The 21947-nt window shown below is 63.4% G+C and carries 25 protein-coding genes and 1 riboswitch; of the genes, 21 read left to right on the forward strand and 4 right to left on the reverse strand.

The window, feature by feature from the left end:
• Positions 1–149: 149 nt before the first annotated feature.
• Positions 150–1037 carry a hypothetical protein gene (locus FJ443_RS10240; RefSeq protein WP_181175088.1) on the reverse strand — a complete coding sequence of 296 codons (888 nt, stop codon included), beginning with the start codon at positions 1035–1037 and terminating at the stop codon, positions 150–152.
• Positions 1038–1545: 508 nt separating this feature from the next.
• The gene (locus tag FJ443_RS10245) at positions 1546–2373 is read right to left on the reverse strand and encodes a class I SAM-dependent methyltransferase (RefSeq protein ID WP_140663778.1); all 828 of its coding nucleotides are present in this window, start codon (positions 2371–2373) and stop codon (positions 1546–1548) included.
• Positions 2374–2556: 183 nt separating this feature from the next.
• On the opposite strand from FJ443_RS10245, the gene FJ443_RS10250 reads away from it, so the two are divergent.
• From FJ443_RS10250 to msrA, 6 genes are all read left to right on the forward strand, one after another.
• Positions 2557–3294, forward strand: coding sequence for a glycosyl hydrolase 108 family protein (locus FJ443_RS10250; RefSeq protein WP_140663780.1), 738 nt, complete (start codon positions 2557–2559; stop codon positions 3292–3294).
• Positions 3295–3296: 2 nt separating this feature from the next.
• Positions 3297–3497, forward strand: coding sequence for a hypothetical protein (locus tag FJ443_RS10255; protein ID WP_140499933.1), 201 nt, complete (start codon positions 3297–3299; stop codon positions 3495–3497).
• Positions 3494–3733, forward strand: a complete 240-nt coding sequence (locus FJ443_RS10260) for an ABC transporter permease (protein WP_140663783.1) — start codon at positions 3494–3496, stop codon at positions 3731–3733. Before FJ443_RS10255 ends, FJ443_RS10260 begins: the two co-directional genes overlap by 4 nt.
• Positions 3718–3918 carry a hypothetical protein gene (locus tag FJ443_RS10265; protein ID WP_140499930.1) on the forward strand — a complete coding sequence of 67 codons (201 nt, stop codon included), beginning with the start codon at positions 3718–3720 and terminating at the stop codon, positions 3916–3918. Before FJ443_RS10260 ends, FJ443_RS10265 begins: the two co-directional genes overlap by 16 nt.
• 100 nt (positions 3919–4018) lie before the next feature.
• On the forward strand, positions 4019–4330 hold the full coding sequence (locus FJ443_RS10270; RefSeq protein WP_140500166.1) for a hypothetical protein: 312 nt from the start codon (positions 4019–4021) through the stop codon (positions 4328–4330).
• Positions 4331–4514: 184 nt separating this feature from the next.
• On the forward strand, positions 4515–5033 hold the full coding sequence (gene msrA / locus FJ443_RS10275; protein ID WP_140663785.1) for a peptide-methionine (S)-S-oxide reductase MsrA: 519 nt from the start codon (positions 4515–4517) through the stop codon (positions 5031–5033).
• A 139-nt stretch (positions 5034–5172) separates the two neighbouring features.
• Here msrA and FJ443_RS10280 read toward each other — a convergent pair whose 3' ends face one another.
• Positions 5173–5490, reverse strand: a complete 318-nt coding sequence (locus tag FJ443_RS10280) for a hypothetical protein (RefSeq protein WP_140515911.1) — start codon at positions 5488–5490, stop codon at positions 5173–5175.
• 218 nt (positions 5491–5708) lie between these two features.
• A riboswitch (TPP riboswitch) is annotated at positions 5709–5822 on the forward strand.
• Between FJ443_RS10280 and FJ443_RS10285 the strand changes: the two genes are divergently transcribed.
• The 4 genes from FJ443_RS10285 (at position 5813) to FJ443_RS10300 (ending at position 9054) form a co-directional block, all read left to right on the forward strand.
• On the forward strand, positions 5813–6421 hold the full coding sequence (locus tag FJ443_RS10285) for a YkoF family thiamine/hydroxymethylpyrimidine-binding protein (protein ID WP_140663787.1): 609 nt from the start codon (positions 5813–5815) through the stop codon (positions 6419–6421). (Overlaps the previous riboswitch by 10 nt.)
• Positions 6422–6519: 98 nt before the next feature.
• The gene (locus tag FJ443_RS10290) at positions 6520–7275 is read left to right on the forward strand and encodes an ABC transporter permease (protein WP_140663877.1); all 756 of its coding nucleotides are present in this window, start codon (positions 6520–6522) and stop codon (positions 7273–7275) included.
• Positions 7272–8039, forward strand: a complete 768-nt coding sequence (locus FJ443_RS10295) for an ABC transporter ATP-binding protein (protein ID WP_140663789.1) — start codon at positions 7272–7274, stop codon at positions 8037–8039. The genes FJ443_RS10290 and FJ443_RS10295 overlap by 4 nt, the downstream gene beginning before the upstream one ends.
• Positions 8032–9054 carry an ABC transporter substrate-binding protein gene (locus FJ443_RS10300; RefSeq protein ID WP_140663791.1) on the forward strand — a complete coding sequence of 341 codons (1023 nt, stop codon included), beginning with the start codon at positions 8032–8034 and terminating at the stop codon, positions 9052–9054. The genes FJ443_RS10295 and FJ443_RS10300 overlap by 8 nt, the downstream gene beginning before the upstream one ends.
• 168 nt (positions 9055–9222) lie before the next feature.
• Here FJ443_RS10300 and FJ443_RS10305 read toward each other — a convergent pair whose 3' ends face one another.
• On the reverse strand, positions 9223–11625 hold the full coding sequence (locus tag FJ443_RS10305; protein WP_140663794.1) for a tetratricopeptide repeat protein: 2403 nt from the start codon (positions 11623–11625) through the stop codon (positions 9223–9225).
• A gap of 422 nt (positions 11626–12047) precedes the next feature.
• Between FJ443_RS10305 and FJ443_RS10315 the strand changes: the two genes are divergently transcribed.
• From FJ443_RS10315 to FJ443_RS10365, 11 genes are all read left to right on the forward strand, one after another.
• A complete protein-coding gene (locus tag FJ443_RS10315) occupies positions 12048–12212 on the forward strand; it encodes a DUF3309 family protein (RefSeq protein ID WP_023757858.1) in 165 nt (54 codons plus the stop codon).
• A gap of 480 nt (positions 12213–12692) precedes the next feature.
• Entirely contained in the window at positions 12693–13418 is a 726-nt protein-coding gene (locus tag FJ443_RS10320) for a GntR family transcriptional regulator (protein WP_140561063.1), read from the forward strand.
• A 3-nt stretch (positions 13419–13421) separates the two neighbouring features.
• A complete protein-coding gene (locus FJ443_RS10325) occupies positions 13422–14474 on the forward strand; it encodes an ADP-ribosylglycohydrolase family protein (RefSeq protein WP_140561062.1) in 1053 nt (350 codons plus the stop codon).
• The gene (locus FJ443_RS10330) at positions 14471–15454 is read left to right on the forward strand and encodes a PfkB family carbohydrate kinase (RefSeq protein ID WP_140561061.1); all 984 of its coding nucleotides are present in this window, start codon (positions 14471–14473) and stop codon (positions 15452–15454) included. Before FJ443_RS10325 ends, FJ443_RS10330 begins: the two co-directional genes overlap by 4 nt.
• Positions 15455–15494: 40 nt before the next feature.
• Positions 15495–16556, forward strand: coding sequence for an ABC transporter substrate-binding protein (locus tag FJ443_RS10335; RefSeq protein WP_140561060.1), 1062 nt, complete (start codon positions 15495–15497; stop codon positions 16554–16556).
• 65 nt (positions 16557–16621) lie between these two features.
• Positions 16622–17491: an ABC transporter permease gene (locus FJ443_RS10340; protein ID WP_140515893.1), complete on the forward strand. Its 870-nt coding sequence runs from the start codon at positions 16622–16624 to the stop codon at positions 17489–17491.
• On the forward strand, positions 17491–18279 hold the full coding sequence (locus FJ443_RS10345; protein WP_140499911.1) for an ABC transporter permease: 789 nt from the start codon (positions 17491–17493) through the stop codon (positions 18277–18279). Before FJ443_RS10340 ends, FJ443_RS10345 begins: the two co-directional genes overlap by 1 nt.
• Positions 18279–19343 carry an ABC transporter ATP-binding protein gene (locus tag FJ443_RS10350; RefSeq protein WP_140499909.1) on the forward strand — a complete coding sequence of 355 codons (1065 nt, stop codon included), beginning with the start codon at positions 18279–18281 and terminating at the stop codon, positions 19341–19343. The genes FJ443_RS10345 and FJ443_RS10350 overlap by 1 nt, the downstream gene beginning before the upstream one ends.
• A gap of 58 nt (positions 19344–19401) precedes the next feature.
• Positions 19402–20652, forward strand: coding sequence for an aconitase X (locus tag FJ443_RS10355; protein ID WP_140663796.1), 1251 nt, complete (start codon positions 19402–19404; stop codon positions 20650–20652).
• Positions 20649–21098 carry a DUF126 domain-containing protein gene (locus tag FJ443_RS10360; protein WP_140663798.1) on the forward strand — a complete coding sequence of 150 codons (450 nt, stop codon included), beginning with the start codon at positions 20649–20651 and terminating at the stop codon, positions 21096–21098. The genes FJ443_RS10355 and FJ443_RS10360 overlap by 4 nt, the downstream gene beginning before the upstream one ends.
• 246 nt (positions 21099–21344) lie before the next feature.
• Positions 21345–21941 carry a thioredoxin family protein gene (locus tag FJ443_RS10365; RefSeq protein ID WP_140663800.1) on the forward strand — a complete coding sequence of 199 codons (597 nt, stop codon included), beginning with the start codon at positions 21345–21347 and terminating at the stop codon, positions 21939–21941.
• Positions 21942–21947 lie beyond the last annotated feature (6 nt).

Raw genomic sequence — 21947 nt, forward strand, 5'->3', positions numbered from 1 at the left:
CATAGCCAGGAGGTTGCCGGCGACCATCAACCAGAAGAAGGCTTGGAAAAACGCGTTCCTCCAGACTAAGCCGAACACCTCGACACATGCAATCCGCCAACGATCTCCTTCGGCAAGATACTGGTGGGCCATCCATCGCAAGGTTTTCATTAGAGAATACCTTTGGCCCAATAGCCGAAGAAAACAACCTGTGACGCGAGAGCCGCAATTAGTGTAAGGCGGCGCCAGTGAAGATCGGGAATGCTGGAGATTGCAACCGCAAGCGCTGGAATCGCAAGAGCGACGAACCGGATGCCATTCTGATTGTAGAGGTACATCCCGAAGCAGAGTGATGAAGCGAGAACTACAACAAACGCGGCAAACTTCCTGCTGAACAGGTGATCAAAGAAGAGGAAAGGGACAGCATACGCCGTTACCATCATCGTCAGCAGGAATCCGCTCGTAGTAATTTCTATCGTCGCTCGCCTGTCGCCGATCGAGCCCAGAAGGTAGCTTTTGAGGATGGTCACGGCGACAACTATGGCCGCTATATAGCATGTCGAAATTAGCACATGTCGGCGCCCGCAAATATCGGAGCCCGTGATAATTTGGCCCACTGCGAACGCGCCGGCAAAGACCAGAACCGCAGAATGAATAAAGGGTGCAATTCCCACCAATGCATATTTGACCAGGCGCCATGGCAATAGGAGGGCCAGATAGATTGCGGCCATGGCGACAGCCGACCGTACTTGAGAGAATACGAGATCGATTAACTGAGGGTGGATTAGCAAAAGGATGTAGGCCGGGGACGAGGCTTTGACTGCCACGTAGACGCTGATGACTACCAAGGAGATTAAGGTCAGGGTAGAAAAGATGCTGGCTAGTTCGAAGCTCTCTTTGAGAGCGTAGATACCCTTCCGCCAAAGGTATTCTTGGGCATACCAATCGATCAGTGAAGCGGTATCAGGAGAAACATAGTATGCCCTTTTGTCGAAATTCTGGACGTAGTTCTGCAGATCGGGAAATGGCGTTCCTCTGACCATCACCCAGTTCACCATCCATATGCACAGGGCAACCGCTACGCCGATCGTGGGCTTTGTCAGTCTTTGTAGCTTCCCCATAGTCTGACGAGTCTGGGAGGCATACGATTGGTTCACCCACATTTCATGCCCGACGCGCCAGCATAGCCTTCTCTCAAAGTGTTCGTCTTGAGTTGCAATTTTCTAACCATGTGCGGTCAGGCGCGCAAGGCGATCTTAAGTTTGACACACATCGACAAGTATCGCTGGTGGACAGAGCGGTAGCTTTCCAACCTAAACCAAGCCGAGCCGGCGATTGAAACCCATGGCCGCGCGGTCAGGCTCAATCGCTGGGTGGCGCGCTAGGTCGGTTTCTTGCGCAGGATCAGCAATGCTTCGTCGCCATCGGGAAGTACTGCACCTTCAGGTAGTCATCGGCCGCCATGGGGCGGGGTGTCGATGTTCCGGCGCATGCCGAGATAAAGCCTGCGGGCGATATTTCTGAGCAAGGTCTCGCCTCCGATGGTTTATCCGGGCTGTCGTCTCGTCACCGCCTGATGCCCCAGGCATAGGTTCTTTGCTTGGACGCGTTCAGACGGCGCACCTCGTACCGGCCCTGCCGCTCGATCTCGGCGACCGCTTCGACCACGCCATCGAAGGACCCTGGCGTGACGTCGTCGAATACGACCATGTCGCCCTCGCGCTGAACGCCCGAAACGCAGCGATGCTCGGCCAGCACGTTCTTCCTGGTGTGCTGCGCGTCGATGAAGGCGAAGTGGATCCGGTTCACGCCGACCCTGGGCAATTGAAGGAGTGAATCGCCTTGCAGGAAAATGATCCGGTCGGCCAGCGGCTGCCACGGCCGAAGCAGTTCGGCGCGCGACTTCCTGCCGTCATGGTCGTCGATGCAATTCCAGTAGAAGCGATGATGGTGCGGCAGGACGTCGAGCGTGACGACATGCCCGCAGGCGCCGGCATCGGCGAGTGCCTTGGCCATGCAGATCGCGGAGAAACCACGCGCGGTGCCGGTCTCGACGACGGTGGTGAACGGCCTTGGGCTGTCGGCCAGCTGGCGGCGAAGAAGACTGTAGAGCACCCGCCCGTGCGGGTAGGCGAGCGCGCTGGTCTTGATGGTGATCTGGGTGTGGAGGGCCAGTTCGTCGAGCCAGTCGCGATCGACGGCAAAGCCGGTTTCGGCCTCGAGCCTGTCGATCTCAGGGAATGAGACGCGCCGGGTGGCTTCGAACAGCCTCAGATATTCCTCTTTCGGGGCACGCGGCCCCGAGCCCAGCGGGTCGACGTTCCAGCGGCGATCGATGGCGGCCGACAGGCTGTTGAAGGCCAGGCGCCGCGCGGCGCCAACAAAGTCTCTCATCCCAGACCTGTTCGTCCTAAAATTGTATTTTTTCTAACCATGCGTCGGCCGGCGCGCAAGGCGACCTTCGGTTTTGATGCACTGCAAGTAGGCACCCAGCCGCGCGCAACGGCGACTATCCGCACCCCTGTGCTGCCGGCGATCACCCACTCACCCCATCCACCAGAAATCGAAAGGGATATCATGGACCGCAATTTTACGCGGGCGCTTGCGCTCATCCTCAAATCCGAAGGCGGCTGGTCGGACAATCCGGCCGATCCGGGCGGCGCCACCATGAAGGGCGTCACTCTCGCCAATTTCCGCCGCTACGTGAAGGCGGATGCCGCCAAGGCGGATCTCAGGAAGATCAGCGATGCCCAACTCGCCACGGTGTACCGCCGCTTCTACTGGGATGCGGTGGCTGGCGCCGAGTTGCCCGATGGCGTGGACTACGCAGTGTTCGATTTTGCCGTGAACAGCGGGCCGGGCAGGGCGGCGAAATATCTTCAAGCAGTGGTCGGCGCCGCCCCGGACGGCCGCATCGGGCCCGAGACGCTCGCTGCCGTCGGTTCCAGACCGGCCGCCGTCGTCATCGACAATCTCTGCGATGCCCGCCTGGCTTTCCTGAAGCGGCTTCCGACCTGGTCGACTTTCGGCAAAGGCTGGTCGAGCCGGGTCGGATCCGTCCGCGCACAGGCGCTGCTGCTGACGGCTGTCGGGGCAGGCGAGGCATCGGCCACGCGGCCAGATCCTGCACCGGCCGCTGCTGCGGCGGCGCCGGGCGGCGCTGCTGCCGTAGATGCCGTCGAACCGGTCGCGGCGGCGCCTGCCGGCGCCAACATCCCAGCTGCCACCAAGGCGGGCGGGATCATTGTCGCGTGCCTGCTCGTCGCCTACGCCGCCTGGCACCACATCGCCGCCGCCTTGCAAGGAATGTTCTGATCATGGCCACCACAACCCAGCCGACCATCCGCCCGACCAACAAACTGACGGCCGCGACCATCGCCGCCGCCGCCGTTTCGATTTCCGGCGTCTTCGTGCGCAATGTCTGGCCATCCTGGTACGATGCCGAGACATGGGCCACGCTGCTGCCGTTGGCCGTCTTTGCCGTCGGCTATCTCGTCAAGGACGCGCCAAACCAATGAGCGCGCTCCTCTCCTTCCTGCTCAGCAATTCGACCGTTTTCGGCATCGGCGCGGCCATCATCGCTGCGTTTGGCTGGGGTGTTCGCCAGCGGCTTGCCGGCGAGCGCGCCGAACGTAGCCGGCAGGCCGCGGCCGAGGCGGCGGCGCGCGACGTCGCCGACCAGGTTGACAACGATATCGGCGCGCTGCCCGCCGCCTCTGCCCGAAAGGAGCTCAGGTCATGGGCAAGGGATTGATTGTCGCAGCGGCCGCAGCACTTGTCGCGGTAGCCGGCTGCACCACCGTCACCGGCGGATTTTGCGCGGTCTCGAGCCCGCTGCGCTTGTCCGCATCCGCCGTCGCAGCACTGTCGGATGCGGAAGTCCGGACGCTGCTGGCGCACAACCGCAAGGGCGAGAAACTGTGCGGGTGGAAGCCATGACGATCGTGTTGCCGCTCGATTCGGGCCCTGCTGCTCGGGGACCGCTCATCTTCGGTGCCGGATCGGTCATTCTGTTTCCTGATCGCGAGACAATGAAATGATGCATGATCTTTTCGACCTGCTCGGTATCAAGGTGCCGGTGGTGGTCGCCGGCCTTTCCGGCGGCATATTGCGCGCGCTGTCGCGCCACCGCTACAAACCGCGCGAGATGGTGGCCTCGCCGATCTGCGGCGCGCTAGCCGCCGCCTATCTGACGCTGCCCGTGGTCCAGTATTCCCGCGCCATGGGCCTGCCGATGGCCAATGACGACACCACGACCCTGGCGGCCGCATTCCTCATCGGCGTCTGCGCGATGTGGATATCGGATATCGTATTCGAGGTCGTGGTGCGCAGGTTCAGGCCTGGGGAGTGACGCCGCGCGTCCGTGGTGATCGGCAGCAGGACGCGCCCGTCGACTGGACGAAGCCGACGACAATGCCCATCTATGGGAAATCCTGGAGCGGCTGTCATAGCGCCGGGCCTCCAGTTTTATCGTGCGCAATTCCGGACGGAAACGGCTACAACCTTTCCCCGGAGTTGCTTTGGGGAGATTTGATATGGCGACTTCAAGCGAACGCGCGGTGCTTGCCGGCGGCTGTTTTTGGGGCATGCAGGATCTGATCCGACGCATCCCGGGCGTCCTGTCCACGCGCGTCGGCTACAGCGGCGGCGACGTGCCTGATGCCACCTACCGAAACCATGGCACCCATGCCGAAGCCATCGAGATCAATTTCGATCCCGCCAGGGTGAGCTACCGTACGCTGCTGGAGTTCTTCTTCCAGATTCATGATCCGACGACACGCAACCGCCAGGGCAACGATGTGGGGATGAGCTACCGTTCGGCGATCTACTACACCACCGATGAGCAGAAGCGCGTCGCCGAAGACACCATCGCCGACGTCGACGCCTCGGGCCTGTGGCCCGGCAAGGTGGTCACCGAGGTGGCTCCGGCCGGCGCGTTCTGGGAAGCCGAACCCGAGCATCAGGACTATCTGCAGAAATACCCGAACGGCTACACCTGTCATTTCGTCAGGCCGGGCTGGAAGCTGCCGGTTCGCGAAAAGGCTGTTTCGTAGACGGCGCCCGAACCGAGACGAAGGCCGATGGCGGTTTACGTCTCAGGCGCCTGCCTGTTCGGCGAGGGTGAAACATAAAGAGACGGAAACGCCACGGAACAGACGCCCCGTGGCATTCTCCAGCAGTTTCGGCGAGTGGCTACTTGCCGCAATGCTTGTCGTTGACAGTCGGCGAAGCCGTGCCCGGAGCGGTGTGGCTGGCATCCGGCTGAGCACCTTGTGGGCTGGCCGGACAGTTCCGGTCCGCGTTCGAATTCATGCCGTCGGGCATGACGGTCGTGCTGCCGGTCGTGCCAGGATCCACCGTGTTCGGCGATGCCGGCGTGTTCGGGTCGACCGTGACCGACTGGCCGCTGCCGGGCCCATTATTGGCGCCGTTTCCGCCAGCACTTTGCGCCATCGCCGAAGTCGCGAGACCAATGGTAAGAGCCGAAGCTGCGAGGATTTTCATGAGCATGGTTTGTCTCCATTTCTGTGAAGTCTTCGCTCGTTTCCACGAAGTTCGTCGCGTTTGCGACTATAGGGACAACCACTCGTCGTGGCTAAGGTTCCGGACAAATTTCCCTCAAGACCGGGCCCGACGGAACCGCCCATAAATCAGGCCTGGCGCAATGCATTTCCGGCGATGGTCCTGAAAAAACAGCTTTCATAGCCGCCCGATTGGTGCTTTAACGCGTCCATCCACAGGGGTGCTCCGTACGGTCGGGGCTGAGACGGGGGCGGCAAGCCCACAGACCCTAGAAGCTGATCTGGGTAATACCAGCGGAGCGAGGCGGGCGATGTTTTCAGGCGCACAGATTTCCCTATATCCCATGTCCAGCGATTTTGTCGGCGTCATCCTTGGCGCGCTCGGGGCACTGGACCCTTATCGTGATCGACTGCGGATCGAGACCGACGATATCTCGACCTTGCTGGTCGGATCGCCCGAGGTGCTGTTTCCTGCCATGCGCGACCTGTTCGTGGCGGCAGCGCGCAGCGGCAAGCATTGCGTGCTTTCGGCCGCCATCTCGCGCGGCTGCCCGGGCGAGCCGGACGATCTGATCTGCCGCTCCGACGCGTTTGGCGGACCTGCCGGGCCGCTCGGCCCGCGCAAGGAAGCCGCTATCGCCGCCGTGCGCGGCGTGGCCGCCACCGGCCAGCCGGCGGCGGCGCAGTTCTCGCTTTACGTCATGGGCACCGACGACCACATGGACGAGATCTATGGCTGCATCGACTTCCTGAAGCAGTCGGGCGTATATGAGCGCTCCAAGCATTTCTGCACAAAGTTGCGCGGCGACGCAGGCGCCATTTTTACCGCACTCAACGAGGCCTTTTGCCGCTTCGGGCCGGGTGCCGGTCACGTAACGCTCGACGTCACCGTCTCGGCCAACAGCCCCACCGCCGTCTGACGGCGCGCCCCGCGCCATCCGCTCCGGGTACCTGCGTGTCCTCCCCGTCCGCCCCTTCGCGTCCGATCGTGGACCTCATCGCCAGAACCGCTCCGGCGATGCTTTCGGTGGGGCTGCTGCTAGCCGCGTGGGAACTCTATGCGCGCTTTGGTGGCATCAAGCCGACAATCCTCCCGGCGCCATCGCGCGTCTTCGCTCAGGCAATGCTCAACCGGCACGCGCTGGCCGATAACGCCGTGCCAACCCTCCGTGCCACGCTCGCAGGCTTTGCCTGTTCGCTCGGCGGTGCCTTTGCGATGTCGATATTGATCGACTTCTCCCAGCCATTGCGGCGCGCCCTTTTTCCGGTCTTCGTGGTCAGCCAGACCTTGCCGCTGGTGGCGATTGCACCGCTGGTGGTGCTGTGGTTCGGCTTTGGGCTGATGCCCAAGATCATGCTGGTGGCGCTGGTCACCTTCTTTCCGATGTTGGTGGCTTTGGCCGAAGGATATGAGGCGACGGAGGCTGAGATCGGCCAAATGCTGCGCGCCATGGGGGCAGGGCGCTGGCGTGTCTTCGTCCTGGCGCGGCTGCCCTCGGCGCTGCCCTACTTCTTCGCCGGTGTCAGGATCTCGATCACCTATGCTGTCGTGGGCGCCATCTTCGCCGAATATGCGGGCGCGGCGAAGGGCCTCGGCATCTACATGCTCAACGCCAAGAACAACTTCCGCCCGGACCTGGTGCTGGCCGCCGTCGCCGTCAGCGCCGTGCTGACGCTCGTCCTGTTCGGGCTGACGGTACTGGTCCAGCGCCTTGCCATGCCATGGGAACGGACCGCCGGCGGGCAGGCCGCAGGAAAGGGGCCTTGGCGATGAACCGGCTCGAACTGCGACATGTGCGCAAGGCCTTCGAAGGACTCGACGTGCTTGCCGACATTTCGCTCAGCGTCGGCGCCGGCGATTTCGTCTCCATTCTGGGCCCTTCCGGCGCCGGCAAGTCGACGCTGTTCCAGCTTCTGACCGGCGCGCTTCACGGCGAGGGCGAGATATTCTTCGACGACAAGCCGCTCGATGACCACGGCGGGCATTTCGCTTTCATGCCGCAGCGCGACGCGTTGATGCCTTGGCGGCGCATTCTCGACAACGCCACGCTCGGGCTTGAGGTGCAAGGTGTCAGGCGCAAGGCTGCCCGCGCTCGCGTTGCTCCGCTGTTCGAGGAATTCGGGCTTGCCGGTTTCGAACGGCATTTTCCGGCGCAGCTTTCCGGCGGCATGCGCCAGCGCGCGGCCTTGCTGCGCACCGTGGTGCAGGAACGCGATATGCTGCTGCTCGACGAGCCGTTCGGCGCACTCGATGCGCTGACCCGCGCCGCCATGCAACGCTGGTTGGAACAGATGTGGCGGCGCCACTGCTGGACGGCGCTGCTGATCACCCACGACGTGCGCGAAGCTGTGTTCCTGTCCGACCGCATCTATGTGCTTTCGGCGCGGCCGGCGCGCGTCGTCGCTGAGATCACCGTGCCGCTGCCGCGTCCACGCGAACTGGCCGGCGGCGCTGCACGGCAGGCCGGCACCCTCGAAGCCCAGATCCTCGACATCCTCCTCAACCCGAGCCACCAGAAGGACATGGACCATGACTGACCTAACGCGCCGGCAAGCCTTGCTGCTCACTGCCGCTGCCGGCCTTCCCCTTTTAGCCCGGCCAGGCCGATCTCTTGCCCAGGCGGCCGCCCGGAAAGTAACGGTGGCGCTGGACTGGACGGTCAACACCAACCATATCGGCCTGTTCGTCGCTCGCGACAAAGGGTTTTACAGCGAGGCCGGCCTCGAGGTCGACATCCTGCCCTACAGCGATACCGGTGCAGGCACGCTGGTTGCCAACCGCGTTGCCGATTTCGGCATCAACGGCTCCATCGGCCTCTTCACCCAGAAAGCCGCCGGCGCCGATCTCAAGGCGGTCTATGCCGTGGTGCAGTCCGAAACCGGACGGCTGGTGTTCAATGCAGCGCGTGACGAGATCAAAACCCCCAGGGATCTTGACGGCCTGACCTATGGCGGTTTCGGCAGTGCCTGGGAAAACGCGCTGATCTCGACCATCATCCGTCACGACGGCGGCAAGGGGGCTTTCGAAACGGTGACGCTCGGCACGTCCGCCTATGAGGCGCTGGCCAACGGTTCGGTCGACTTCACGTTGGAGGTCTCGACCTGGGAAGGCGTCGAGGCAGAACTGAAAGGCGTTAAACAGCGAAGCTTCGTCTATGCCGACTACGGCGTGCCCGACGAGCACACCACGCTGATCTCCTCTAGCGATGCGTATCTGCGTGCAAATCCGGAATTGGCGTCGGGCTTCATACGGGCAACGCGGCGCGGCTACCAGTTCACCGTCGATCATCCCGAAGAAGCGGCCACACTGCTGATCGCCGCCAACAAGGACGCCCTGACCAATCCGGCATTGATCCACGCCTCGCTGAAGACGCTGATCGACGGGCACTATCTGCGCCGGCGAAACGGCGCCATAGGCAGCATGGACCCGGCCAAGATGGAAGCGATCGGTTCCTATCTCTTCGCCGCCGGCATCCTCCGGAACGGGGACGGCGAGCCCGTTGCCCGGCAACCGGATTTTGGCAACTATTTCAGTAACTTCTATTTGGGGTAGGGATCAAACCGCATCGGGCGCCAGCGCTGCTCAAGCTGATTGCCTTTCGTCAGCCTCGTCAGAGCTGCGCCCAAGGCAAAACCTTTACCGCAATAAAGCACAGAGCGGCGACTGCCATTACGCCCAAACCACTCCAACGCAAAATCCGCGCCCTCCCGAAAAGCCCGTCTAATCTACCCCAAGGCTCAGTGCCTTCTTGCGATCGGCCTGAGCACGCTTGCGGTTGCCCTTGGCTTCCCACGCCCGGCTCCGCGCCTCGTAGGCGGTTGCGAAATCCGGCTTAAGCCTTATCGCCTGGCTGAAATCCGCGATGGCCCCTTCATAGTCCGCTCTGCTGGTTCGGATCACGCCTCGACCGAAATAGCCAAAGGGGTTCTTGTGATCGAGGCTGATGGCCTTTTCGAAATCGTGCAGCGCGGCGACGTCCTCGTGCCCTCCCATCCATAGGAGGCCTCGATCGGCATAGACCCTTGCGTCCGCGGGGTTGAGATTGATGGCCTTTTCGAAGTCGGCAAACGCCCCGTCGTAGTTTTCCTGGAAACTGAGGTTCTGGCCGCGACTGTAGTAGGTCTCGGCTATATTCGGATTGATCGCGATCGCCTGCGTGTAATCGGCAACAGCATGAGCATAATCGTTCTTGGCCTCCCAAGCCATGGCCCGGGCCAGATAGGCGTCATGAAATGCCGGGACCAGTGCGATCGCCTTGCCATACAGGGCTATGGCGCCGTCATAGTCATTTTTCTCATGCAGCCTCCGACCCTTGGCGACAAGCGCCTTGGCGGCCGAATCAGTATCGCTCGGTGCGGCCGAACCGGCGGCTGAACTGGCGGTGGCCGCCGCCGAGCTGACGGCGCCGAGCGTGGCGGCCGCCATATCGCCCTGTCCCTTCGCAGCCACAGCCGCCTTGCGGGCGACCGCGTAATCGCGATTGTCGGGATCGAGCTTGATCGCCTGGCCGAAGTCGGCGATTGCCTCGTCATAGTCCTTCCTGTCAGCACGCGCCATGCCGCGCCCGTAATGGCTGGCGTCGTCTTTCGGATCGATCTCGATGGCTACCGAATAGGCGGCAATCGCGCGCCCCGCGTCGCCCTTGGCGTGCCAGGCCATGCCCATGCAGAAGTAGGCGTCGCGCGCTTTTGGATCGAGTGTTGAAGCCCGGCTGCAATCGGCAAGAGCGCCTTCGGCATCGCCTGACGTGATCTTGGCGAGGCCCCGGCGAGAATGAGCCGCAGCAAAATTGGGGGCGAGCTGGATGACCGTGTCGTAATCGGCGATCGCTTGCTCGTAAACGCGTTTGGCGGCCTGGGCCTTGCCGCGGCCGTAATAGGCGAACCGGTTGTTCGGATCGAGCGCAATCGCTTTGTTGTAGGCGCCGATCGCCTGATCGTACTTGCCCATGTCCAGGAAGGCATCGCCGCCAAGGATCGCTTCGAGGGCGCGCGGATCGGTCGCCTCCAGAACCCTTGCGGCCAGCGTGTCTTGGGTAGCAGTGATATCCGGAACGACGGCTCGCTGCTTTTGCTGTTGGGTGTCCGGCAACGGTGCCGGCTTGCTTTGGTCGGCGGCGAGCTGAGCGCCGCAGCTTCCTGCCCGCGTCGGATCAAGCTCGATGGCGCGCAGGCAATCCGCCGCCGCTCCGGCGCTGTCTCCCTTGAGTGTCCTTGCGCGGCTGCGCCCGAGATAGGCGTCCGCATTGTCGGGATCGAGGCTGATCGCCTTGTCGAAATCGAGAAGCGCGCCTTCGAGGCCATATTTCGACAGCCGCATCCCCGCACGCTCGATCAAGGTCTTTGCGGCTGCGCGATTGCTGGTCGTATCCTTGGCGGCGGATAAGTCCTCGCCGGGCGCCTGTTCAGCATCGTCATCGGTGACAGTGGGATCGAACTCACTCTCGGCGGCGCGGGCGATACCGCGTTTGACATTGGCCAATATGTTGTTGGGATCGATACGGACCGCCTCGTCATACTCGGCCAGGGCCTGTTTCGGGTCGCCCATCCTGTCCCAGGCGATGCCCAGGCCCGCATGCGCCTTGCCATTCTGAGGGTCCGCCTCGATTGCCTGTTGGAAATCGATGATGGCCGCGTCGATCTTGCCCTTGTGCAGGAAGGCGAGGCCACGGTTGCTGTAGGCATCGCTGGAAGACGGCTCCAGGCTGATGGCGATGTTGAAGTCCGCGATCGCACGGTCGTCGTCTCCATTGCTGAACCAGTCGGCGCCGCGGTTGAGATACGCGGAAGCGTCGTTCGGATCGAGCGCGATCGCCTCGCTGTAGTCGGCGATCGATCGGTCGTATTGCTTCTGGTCGCCGAGAGCGACGCCCCGTTGGAAATAGGCTGTGGCGCGGCTGCGCGCCGGCTCTGCAGCGTCCTCCGCAATCGCGGAGCAGGCAACAATGCGCTTGTCCGGCTCGATGTCCTCGCCGAAGCAGGTTGCATAATCCTTCTCGGCTGCGAGCGCAGGCGTGTTCCGGGCGAGAGCGGCGCCAAGCCCGGCTGAGGGCCACCGGTCGGGCGCAAGGCTTGTCATCGCGATCGCGGCGGCGAGGAGCCGCGCATCCTTCCACCTCATCATATCGCTGGTCCCCCCAAAACTTTAATCCGCCTTGGCAGCTAGGTTCCCTACTGTTCCTTATTTGTTCCAGAAATGCAAGCATGAATTGCAAATCCGCTCTCACAGATCTGACGATGCAAGATCGAGATAAGTCGAAGTGGATCCGATCTTGACGCTCAACTGCCTGTTTTTGCTGTCGGCTTTTTCCTTCTACAATCTCGCCGTCCACGTCGTGATCACGTACCTTCAGCTGTATCGTATCCTGCGCGGTGGCCGGTCGGAAAGCCCGCCGTTGCGGCAAGACTGCTGCACGAATTGCGCCGTCGCCTTCTCGACGTCCTGCATTAGGTGGAACGCGAACGCGTTCAAAGCGTTGTCTGTGAGCAACATTCTCAACCCAGAAGTGCCGAACCGGCGCGCAAGTGCCTGCGGGAGTGGAAGCCATGAGTCTTGGAACCATCCTTATCATCATCCTTATCCTCGCCCTGCTCGGCGGCTTCAGCGGCCTCGGCGGCGGTCCGTTCTACGGAACCGGTTATTATGGTGGCGGCGGGCTGGGGCTTGTGTTGCTGATCGTCATTATTCTGGTCGTGCTCGGACGCATCTAAAGCGCGTCGTGCACGTCGTTCTCACAAGGCGAGAGCCCGCTTTTGGGCGACATGCATCGTTTGGGCGACATGCATTGGTCGCTAATCGCGATCCCGTGACCAATGTCGATGCCGGTGCGCACCGGATCGTGATGCGGGCAAACAGGCTTGTGATCGGGCCTCTGGCGAAACTCCCGTAAGGTGATTTCGGTCCACACCCCCCGTGGAAAGCAAGAGGAGAGGTCCCACCCCTTGTCCTCCTCCAAGGCCCGCCCCGGTTCCCGGAGCGGGCTTTCGTTCTTCTGCCGGTAGGGTCACCGCAGCAGGATCGCGACACGGTGCGACGCGTCCAGCACTGGGGAAATTCCTTCTTCGTTGCCGCCTGCGGCCGGCGGATCGTCGAAAGCAGTGCATCGGGGCACATGACCCGTCCCATTGACAAGTCCGCTATACGAGGAGAGATTAAACAGGACTAGACAGGTTCACTATACAGGTACGAATATGAAGCGGAGCGCGATCAAACTGTCTCCCGGCACGGGCAAGCCCGAGCAGATCGCCACCGTTCTGGAACACGAGATCCGCTCCGGCGTGCTGGGTTTCGGCGACCGTCTGCAAAGCGAAAACGAACTCGTGCAGCGTTTCTCCGTCAGCCGCAACACGGTGCGCAAAGGCTTGGAGGAACTTTCCAGCCGCGGATTGATCACCACAAAGGTCGGTATCGGCTCCTTCGTCACCTTTGACGGCAAGCCGGTCGATGATGCGATCGGCTGGTCGCGCGCGCTGGCCAATGCCGGCGCCAACGCCGATACCCGGACGCTGCGACTGGAGGTGATCGAGGACCCCGAGCTTGCCGTGCTGTTAGGCATCGAAAGCCCCCTCTTCATCGCCGTCGACCGGGTTCGCACCAATGCCAGCGACGGCCATGCCATCTCCATCGAACGCAGCCGCCTGCCGCTGTCGCCCGAGCTGGAGGACGTGCCGCTGCGCGGCCTGCGCGAAGGCTCGCTGCACCAGACGCTGCGCGAAGCGGGGCTTGTACCCGACCATGGCGAGGAGTGGGTCGACATCGAGATGTTGAACGCCCATGACGCCGCTATCCTCGGCTGCGCGCAAGGCACACCCTTCCTGCGTGGCCGTCGCCTGACGCGCGCGGCCGATGAGCGGCCGGTCGAATATGTCACCAGCCTGCTCAATCCCGCCCATTTCGCGCTGCATATGAGGTTCTGAGCGATGCCGGAGAACGAGCTTGAGATGGACCGCGCCATGGGTGCGCTCGTCGGCGGGGCGCTGGGCGACGCGCTCGGCATGCCGACGCAGCTTCTGTCGCCTCAGCGCATCGCCGAACTCTACGGCCATGTCGAGGATTTCGTCGCGCCCTTTGCCGATCATCCGGTGTCGAAAGGGCTGCCGGCCGGGACTATCACCGACGATACCGAGCAGGCGCTGCTGCTCGGCCGCATCCTGGTTGCCTCAGGCGGCCGCTTTGAGCATGCGCGCTGGGTCAACGCGCTGCTCGACTGGGAGCGCGAGGTCAAGGCGCGCGGCAGCTACGATCTGTTGGGACCGTCGACCAAGCGTGCCATCGACGCCATCAACAAGGGCGTGCCGGCCGAGGAGGCTGGGCGCGGCGGCGACACCAACGGCGCGGCCATGCGCATCGCGCCGCTCGGCATCATGATGCAGCCGGAGCCGCTGGATGCGCTCGTCGACAAGGTGGCCGAAACCTGCCGGGCGACACACAACACCTCGATCGCCATTGCCTCCGCCGCGGCGGTCGCGGCCGCCGTCAGCCGCGGCATCGCCGGCGGCGACTGGCGCGCCGCGTCCGACAGCGCCGTCGCGGCGGCGAGGCGGGGGGCGACACACGGCCACTGGGTGACCGGCGGCGACATCGCCGCGCGCGTCGCCTGGGCGCAGGATCTGATCCGCGGCAAGGCGCCACGAGACGCGGTCCGGCTGATCACCGATCTGGTCGGCACCGGCGTTGCCAGCCAGGAGTCCGTTCCGGCCGCCTTTGCGGTGCTGGAGGTCGCCGGCGGCGATGCTTGGCAAGCGGCGGTCATCAGCGCCAATCTCGGCGGCGACACCGACACGATCGGCGCCATCGCCGCAGGCATGGCCGGCGCCTGCACCGGCCTTTCACGATTGCCGCAGGACCGCATCGCCCGCCTCAAAGGCTTTGACATGGCGGGCGTTCGTGCGCTCGCCGCCGATCTCGTCGCGGCGCGGACTTCGAACAGCCGCCTGGAGCAGGCCGGCCCCGGCAAGGACGCGGCGGCATGAGCGCGCGTCTCGTCCATATCGGCAGCGCGGTGGTCGACTATGTCTACCGTATCGATGCCTTGCCGGCGCCGGGCACGGAGAAGACGGCTTCGAGCTATGCGCAGGTCGCCGGTGGCGGTTTCAACATGATGGTCGCGGCAATCCGCACCGGGATGAAGGTGGTATTCGCAGGCCAACTCGGCAGCGGACCCAATGGCGACTTCCTGCGCGCCGCCTTCGCCGTCGAAGATATCAACATTCTGACGCAGCCTTCGCCTCTGATGGATAGCGGCAACTGCGTCGCCATGATCTCCAGCGATGCCGAACGCACCTTCGTGTCGTGGCCGGGGGCGGAGAGCGTGCTCAGCCTCGACATGATGGCTCCGGTGCTGGTCTCGACCGAGGATTGGGTGTTCACGTCAGGCTATACGCTGAGCTATCCCGGCAGCCGCGACGCGCTCACCGACTGGATCGAGACGCTGCCGGCGGACATTCCACTTGTCTTCGACCCGACGCCGGTCGTTTCGGACATTTCGCGCGCCACCCTGTCGCGGGTGCTCGCCCGCACGACCTGGCTGAGCTGCAATACGACGGAAGCCGCCGACATTGCCGGCCCGGGCGATGCCGACGCCCTTGCGGCGCGATTGCTTGCCGATCATTGTCCCAAGGCCGACGGCGTCGTCATCCGCTGCGGCGCCAGGGGCTGCCATATCCGACTGGCGGACGGTTCCGCCGGGACCATTCCCGGTTTCAAGGTGGCGGCGGTCGATACCAACGGCGCCGGCGACACTCATATTGGCGCCTTCGTAAGTGCGCTCGCGCGCGGCATGCCGCCTTTCGAGGCGGCGCGCTACGCCAATGCGGCGGCGGCCATTTCGGTCACTCGCCATGGCGGTTCCTCCGCGCCCACAGACGCGGAAATCCAGACTTTCCTGAGTCATGCCGACGGTGGCTCGACCGGCGCGCGAGGCCAGAACCGGAAGGCCCATCAGACAGCCTGACTAAGCCCGGGAAGCGGGCAAACAAAAGAGAGGAACGAACATGCGCATGCCTGACTTCACTGCCCTGCTGACGGCGACGGCCGTCTTCACCTCCGCACTTACTTTTGCCGCCAAGGCCGATGAAGTGCACGTGCTCAACTGGAAGGGCTACGGCGCCGACGAGCCATGGGCGATCGCCGCCTTCGAGAAGGCGACCGGCCATAAGGTGGTCAACGACTTCTTCAATTCCGAACAGGAAATGCTGACCAAGATCCGCACCAATCCCGGCCTCTATGACGTCGTCATGATCAACGCCGCCTTCAACGACCAGGCAATGGCTGAAAAGCTGATCCAGCCGATCGACACCTCCAAGCTGCCCAACTATGCCGACATCAGCAAGGACAAGGCGAGCTCGCCGATGCTCGACCATGACGGCAAGGTCTATGGCGTGCCGTGGGTGTGGGGCCTGACCGCCCTTGCCATCAACGAAAAGTCCTTCGACAAGCCGCCGACGTCGATCGCCGAAATGTGGAACCCCGCCCACAAGGGCCGCGTCGTCATCCGCGACGACGCCGTCGAGGCGGTGCAGTTCGGCGCCATCGCGACGGGCCAGAACATCAACGACATCAAGGATATGGACGCGGTCAAGACGAAGCTCACCTCGCTAATGCCGCAGATCAAGACCTTCTGGAGCTCGGAGAACGACTGGAACCAGATGGTGGCTTCCAACCAGATCGACATCGGCACCTATTGGAGCGGTTCGGCCGACCGCGCCAAGACGCATTTCAAGCTGCCGGTCTCGCTCGTGATCCCGCAGGAAGGCGCCGTCGCCTGGCTGGACGCCTTCTCCATCCCGGTTGGCTCCAAGAATGTCGCGGGCGCCGAAGCCTTCATCAATTACATGATCGATCCGAAATTCTATGTCGAATGGGTCACCAAGGTCGGTGCACCGGTGTCGGCCAACACCAAGGCGGTGGAAGCGTTGCCCGAGGATTCGTTCAACCGCAAGGTGATGGGTGATCCCACAGTCGCCAAGCGCATCCAGTTCCAGGCTCCGATCACCGATGCGCAGCGCAAGGCCTATCTGGCGCTCTGGCAGCAGCTCAAGGTCGACGTGAAGTAAAACCCGCGCCAGGGCCAGCCGGTGTTCGCGCCGGTTGGTCCTTCCAATCCGGGGAGGAGGATAGCATGGCAGCAGAGGGTGCGGTCGCAGTGCGCGGCGGGCTGAGGTCGGCACTGCCGCTGCTGGCGCCCGCCTATCTCTGGCTGACGGTGGCGATCTTCCTGCCGTTGTCGGCCATGGTGTTCTTCTCGTTCATGACCGACCTGCCGCTGACGGGAAAGCCGTGGGCGTTCACGCTTGGCAACTACGCCGCCTTCTTCTCGCAAAGCCTGTACCTGACACTGCTGCTTGCCTCGCTGCGCCTCGGCCTCGAGGTGACCTTGTGGTGCATCGTCATCGGCTATCCCGCGGCTTATGTACTGGCCAAGGTGCTGAAGGGGCGCAGCCGCGAGGCGATCTTCCTGCTCGTCATCCTGCCGTTCTGGTCGAACGGGCTGGTGCGCATCTTCTCCTGGGCGATGGTTTTGCGCGAAGGCGGCATTCTCGACACCGCGCTCAACGCTGTGCTGCCGTTCAAGATCAACATCGACCTCATGTATTCCTATCCGGCGATCATCATCGGACTGGTGCACTCCTATGTGCCCTACATGGTGCTGACCTGCTATCTCACTTTGCAGGCGATCGACGATTCATTGCTCGAGGCCGGACGCTCGCTCGGCGCCTCGCGGCTGCAGGTGCTGAAGCGGGTCATTGTCCCGCTATCGATGCCGGGCCTGGTGGCGGGCGCGGCCCTCATATTTGTGCCCGTCGTCGGCTCCTTCATGGAGCCGCGGATCCTCGGCGGCCGCAGCGGTACCTTTTACGGCACGGTGATCGAGGACCAGTTCGTCGCCGTATTCAACTGGCCGCTGGGGGCCGCACTCTCCTTCATTCTGCTGGCCGTCGTGCTGATCATTCTGGCGCTGGCCGCACCGGTGCTGCGGAGGGTGGCGTGATGGCGACGACGCGTATCCTGGAGTGGCTCGGCCGCCTCTATATCGCGGTGCTGCTCGCCTTCCTGTATTTGCCCATCATTATCATGGCGCTGATGTCGTTCAACGTCTCGCCATTCTACCAGCTGCCGTTCGAGTGGACGACGGAATGGTACGCCTCGCTGTGGCAGAACGACCAGCTCATCGCCGCCACCTGGAACAGCATCGAGATCGCCGTCATCACCACGGTCATCTCGACCGTGCTCGGCTCGGCCGCGTCCCTGGCGCTTTACCGCAATGAATTCCGCGGCAAGAAATTCCTGCAGGCGCTGTTGTTCCCACCGATCGCCATTCCCTGGCTGATCACCGGCACGGCGATGCTGATCTTCTTCTTCGGCATCGGCATTGGACGCGGCCTGTTCGCCATCCTGCTCGGCCATGTCGCGCTGGCATTGCCCTATGTCATCGTCGTCGTCTCAGCCCGGCTGCAAACTTTCGCACCGGAGCTGGAAGAGGCGGCGCGCTCGCTGGGGGCCAATCAGTGGCAGGTAACGAACCGGGTTACGCTGCCGTGGATCATGCCGGGTGTGATCGCGGGCGGCTTGTTTGCGTTCGCCGTGTCGTTCGACCAGTTCGTGGTGTCCTACTTCCTGGCGACGCCGGGGCAGACGACGCTGCCGGTCGAGATCTACGCCGCGATCCGCAAGGGTTTCACGCCCGAGATCAACGCGGTCTCCACCATCATAATCGTGGTGTCGATGGCGCTGATGCTGCTCACAGCGCGCTTCTTCAAATTCGGCGGAGAGAAATAATGGCGGGCGTTCAGGTATCAAACGTCTCGCGCAGCTTCGGCGCGCACAAGGCGTTGGACGACGTCTCGATCGATTTCGTCGATGGCGGCTTCTACGCGCTGCTTGGGCCATCAGGCAGCGGCAAGACCACGCTGCTCAGGCAAATCGCCGGCTTCGATTTTCCCGACAGCGGCCGCATCGCCATCGGCGGCGAGAGCGTCGAGCGGGTACCGGTCGAGAAGCGGCGCATCGGCATGGTGTTCCAGAACTACGCGCTGTTCCCCAATATGAGCGTCGCCGACAATGTCGCCTTCGGCCTGTCGGTGCGCGGCGAGGCCAAGGCGGTGATTGCCACCGAGGTGCAACGCGCGCTCGACCTCGTTCAGCTCGGCTCGCTCGGCGGTCGCAAGCCGCATCAGCTCTCCGGCGGCCAGCGCCAGCGGGTCGCGCTGGCGCGCGCCATCGTCACCAAGCCACGCGTGCTTTTGCTCGACGAGCCGCTCGGCGCGCTCGACAAGGCGCTGCGCGTCGACATGCAAATCGAGCTCAAGCGCATCCAGCGCGAGATCGGCATCACAACCATTTTCGTCACCCACGACCAGGAAGAGGCGCTGACGATGAGCGACCGCATCGGTATCTTGCGCGATGGCCGGCTGGTGCAGGAAGGGCCGCCGGAGGAGATCTACGACAGGCCGAAAAGCGAATTCGCCGCCATCTTCCTCGGGGATGCCAACATCTTTCGCGGCGATACCACCGGCAACGGCATCCGCTTGGCGGACGGCACGACGATCGCCGCCGGGGCCGGCGCCAGGCTTGCCGCCGGCGCAAAGGCAAGCTGCGCCGTGCGTCCGGAGCGTATTCGGATTGCCCTGGATGCCGGAACTTCGGGCGGCGATGCCAACATACTGAAGGGCCAGGTTTGCAAACGCATCTTCGCCGGCAACAACAGCACCTACTTTGTCGAGCGTGCCGGCCAGACGCTGAAGGTCATCGTCCAGAACACCGGCGCTGACAGGCTGGCGGAAGGTCAGCATGTCGTACTACGCTGGTCCCCGCAGAGCACGGTGTTGATCCCTGCGGGGTAGTTCACTGAACTGCTGGCGTTCCTTCGCGCCATAAGATCGAGTAGGGGCCAGAGCGGCAATGACGTTGGAATTGACTGCCGAGGACCAATCCATGCTCGACGGCGAGCAAGGGCCGTCGGCGGCCGCGGCCATGAAGATCCTCGTCGCCTTTTCCAAAGCCGTCGGAGCGGACAGCCTCCTCGACATTGCCGGCGCCCATATCGATGGCTGCCTCTACCATGGCACGGCAGGGCTCGATTTCGTCGAACGGCTGGTCGAGGGCGGCGGCCGCGTGCAGGTGCCGACGACGCTCAATGTCGGCTCATTCGATCTCATCCATCCCGGCATGGTGAAGATGCCCGCGGCGGAGGAAGCGCCGGCGCGGCGGCTGATGAAGGCGCATATCGAGCTCGGCTGCCAGGCGACCTTCACCTGCGCGCCCTACCAGACGCGGTTCCGGCCAGATTTCGGGCAGCAGATCGCCTGGGGCGAATCCAACGCCATCGTGTTTGCAAATTCGGTGATCGGCGCGCGCACCAACCGCTATGGCGATTTCATCGACCTGTGCTGCGCCATGACGGGCCGCGCGCCGGCCTGGGGCCTGCATCTGAGCGAGAACCGGCGCGGCCGCATCCTGTTCGAGCTGGACTTTGCTGAGCCAGAGCCGAGCGACGCCCTGTTCGTCGGCGTCGGACTGATCATCGGGCAACCCAGCGGCGATCGCGTTCCGGTTGTCACAGGTCTGCCACGGCCGCGCGACGAGGACCAGCTGAAGGCGCTGGGCGCGGCAGCAGCGACTACCGGCGCCGTGGCGCTGTTCCATGCGGTCGGCATCACGCCCGAAGCGGGAACGCTCGACGAGGCGTTCCATGGTCAAGCGCCGGAAGAGACGATCCGCATCACGCGCGCCGATATCGATCATGCACTGGCCAACCTGTCGCGCGTACCCGACGGGGCGCCGCTGGCGGCCGTGTCGCTGGGCACTCCGCATTTCTCGCATGCGGAATGGATGCGCCTGCTGCCCTTGCTGCGTGCCATCGCGCCGGGCAGGGGCATCCCGATCTATGTCAACACCGGTCGCGCGACGCTGACGCGATTGCAGGAGGAGGGCGCGCTTGATGGCACACAGGCGTTCGGCCTGATCCCCGTCGCCGACACCTGCACCTATGTCACTGCGATTCTGGAACGGCTCGACGGCGTGGTGATGACCAATTCCGGCAAATGGGCGCATTACGCTCCGGGCAATATCGGCGTGACGGTTGCGTTCGCGGATATGGCGGATTGCATCCGCTCCGCCGCGGTGGGGCATGTCGTGCGGGGCGCGTCATGACCGCGCCGGTGGAACCGGGCGTCGTCCAGCGATCCGGCACCTTCCAACTGGCCGGCAGTGCCGAGGGCCGGGCGTTGGTATTCTCGCAGCCGCTGAGCTTCTGGGGCGGCGTTGATGCCACGACCGGCGACATAACGGATCATTCGCATCCGGGTCTCGGCCAGAACGTCGCCGGGAAAATCCTGGTCATGCCGAGCGGGCGCGGCTCCTCGTCTTCGTCCTCGGTGCTGGCCGAGGCGATCCGCAGGGGCACGGCTCCGGCCGGCATCCTCCTGGAACGGCCTGACCCGATCCTGGCGGTGGGCGCCATCGTCGCGGAATTTCTCTACGGGATCGGCATGCCGCTGGTGGTCTGCGACATTGACGGCATTGTTTCCGGCGAGCGGATCGCGATCGATGTCGGCGGGGATGACAGGGCAATTGTCCGCAAGGAAACCGTTTCCTGACCAAGCTCGACGCGGACGACGAAGGCAGTTGGCGCTTCGCTCCCCGCCAAATCTCATTTCTTTCAAAACGGCCTTCCGTTCGAACAAACTTTTCGCCCGGCCCGAAACATTGGCACGATATTCCAAGCGGCGCGGTTGACCGGAGGCGGGTTGTCTAGCCTATAATTCTACTAAATTAATAGACTAACTTCGTCCGGCGCTGCACGGCATGGTCCATCTGAGCGGCAGCAAGAAGGGAGCGCATCGATGCCGAAGACAGAATCCAACTCGATCGAGCTTGGCACCAAAGCGGCCGATTTCCTGCTGCCCGACGCACAAGGCGTGCCGCACCGGCTCGGCGATTTCGATGCAAAGCCCGCCTTGCTCGTCGCCTTCATCTCCAACCGCTGCCCTTTCGTCGTGCTGATCCGCGAGCAGCTTGCCGCTTTCGCCAGGGAATATGCGGGCAAGGGGCTGCAAGTGGTGGCCATCAATGCCAACGACCATGAGGCGCATCCCGAAGAGACGCTGGCCCGCATCGGCGAGGAAGTGGAGAAATTCGGCTATTCCTTCCCCTATCTCAAGGATGCCTCGCAGCAGACGGCGAAAGCCTATGGCGCGGCCTGTACACCCGACTTCTTCCTGTTCGGCGCCGACCGGCGGCTTGCCTATCATGGCCAGTTCGACGATGCGCGGCCGGGCAATGGCAAGGCGGTGACGGGTACCGATCTGCGCGCGGCGGTCGACGCGGTGCTGGAGGGCGGCAGGCCCGCCGCCGGCCAGGTGCCGTCGATCGGCTGCAACATCAAATGGAGCGCCGGCAATGAGCCGGCGTGGTTCTCGGGCGCTGCGCGCGCTGCTTAGCGCCTC

Source organism: Mesorhizobium sp. B2-6-1, from assembly GCF_006440475.1.
GTDB lineage: Bacteria > Pseudomonadota > Alphaproteobacteria > Rhizobiales > Rhizobiaceae > Mesorhizobium.

Coding starts and splice junctions, on each gene's coding strand:
- FJ443_RS10240 (WP_181175088.1), bottom strand. CDS start 1,037: ATGGTGAACTGGGTGATGGTCAGAGGAACGCCATTTCCCGATCTGCAG.
- FJ443_RS10245 (WP_140663778.1), bottom strand. CDS start 2,373: ATGAGAGACTTTGTTGGCGCCGCGCGGCGCCTGGCCTTCAACAGCCTG.
- FJ443_RS10250 (WP_140663780.1), top strand. CDS start 2,557: ATGGACCGCAATTTTACGCGGGCGCTTGCGCTCATCCTCAAATCCGAA.
- FJ443_RS10255 (WP_140499933.1), top strand. CDS start 3,297: ATGGCCACCACAACCCAGCCGACCATCCGCCCGACCAACAAACTGACG.
- FJ443_RS10260 (WP_140663783.1), top strand. CDS start 3,494: ATGAGCGCGCTCCTCTCCTTCCTGCTCAGCAATTCGACCGTTTTCGGC.
- FJ443_RS10265 (WP_140499930.1), top strand. CDS start 3,718: ATGGGCAAGGGATTGATTGTCGCAGCGGCCGCAGCACTTGTCGCGGTA.
- FJ443_RS10270 (WP_140500166.1), top strand. CDS start 4,019: ATGCATGATCTTTTCGACCTGCTCGGTATCAAGGTGCCGGTGGTGGTC.
- msrA (WP_140663785.1), top strand. CDS start 4,515: ATGGCGACTTCAAGCGAACGCGCGGTGCTTGCCGGCGGCTGTTTTTGG.
- FJ443_RS10280 (WP_140515911.1), bottom strand. CDS start 5,490: ATGCTCATGAAAATCCTCGCAGCTTCGGCTCTTACCATTGGTCTCGCG.
- FJ443_RS10285 (WP_140663787.1), top strand. CDS start 5,813: ATGTTTTCAGGCGCACAGATTTCCCTATATCCCATGTCCAGCGATTTT.
- FJ443_RS10290 (WP_140663877.1), top strand. CDS start 6,520: ATGCTTTCGGTGGGGCTGCTGCTAGCCGCGTGGGAACTCTATGCGCGC.
- FJ443_RS10295 (WP_140663789.1), top strand. CDS start 7,272: ATGAACCGGCTCGAACTGCGACATGTGCGCAAGGCCTTCGAAGGACTC.
- FJ443_RS10300 (WP_140663791.1), top strand. CDS start 8,032: ATGACTGACCTAACGCGCCGGCAAGCCTTGCTGCTCACTGCCGCTGCC.
- FJ443_RS10305 (WP_140663794.1), bottom strand. CDS start 11,625: ATGATGAGGTGGAAGGATGCGCGGCTCCTCGCCGCCGCGATCGCGATG.
- FJ443_RS10315 (WP_023757858.1), top strand. CDS start 12,048: ATGAGTCTTGGAACCATCCTTATCATCATCCTTATCCTCGCCCTGCTC.
- FJ443_RS10320 (WP_140561063.1), top strand. CDS start 12,693: ATGAAGCGGAGCGCGATCAAACTGTCTCCCGGCACGGGCAAGCCCGAG.
- FJ443_RS10325 (WP_140561062.1), top strand. CDS start 13,422: ATGCCGGAGAACGAGCTTGAGATGGACCGCGCCATGGGTGCGCTCGTC.
- FJ443_RS10330 (WP_140561061.1), top strand. CDS start 14,471: ATGAGCGCGCGTCTCGTCCATATCGGCAGCGCGGTGGTCGACTATGTC.
- FJ443_RS10335 (WP_140561060.1), top strand. CDS start 15,495: ATGCGCATGCCTGACTTCACTGCCCTGCTGACGGCGACGGCCGTCTTC.
- FJ443_RS10340 (WP_140515893.1), top strand. CDS start 16,622: ATGGCAGCAGAGGGTGCGGTCGCAGTGCGCGGCGGGCTGAGGTCGGCA.
- FJ443_RS10345 (WP_140499911.1), top strand. CDS start 17,491: ATGGCGACGACGCGTATCCTGGAGTGGCTCGGCCGCCTCTATATCGCG.
- FJ443_RS10350 (WP_140499909.1), top strand. CDS start 18,279: ATGGCGGGCGTTCAGGTATCAAACGTCTCGCGCAGCTTCGGCGCGCAC.
- FJ443_RS10355 (WP_140663796.1), top strand. CDS start 19,402: ATGACGTTGGAATTGACTGCCGAGGACCAATCCATGCTCGACGGCGAG.
- FJ443_RS10360 (WP_140663798.1), top strand. CDS start 20,649: ATGACCGCGCCGGTGGAACCGGGCGTCGTCCAGCGATCCGGCACCTTC.
- FJ443_RS10365 (WP_140663800.1), top strand. CDS start 21,345: ATGCCGAAGACAGAATCCAACTCGATCGAGCTTGGCACCAAAGCGGCC.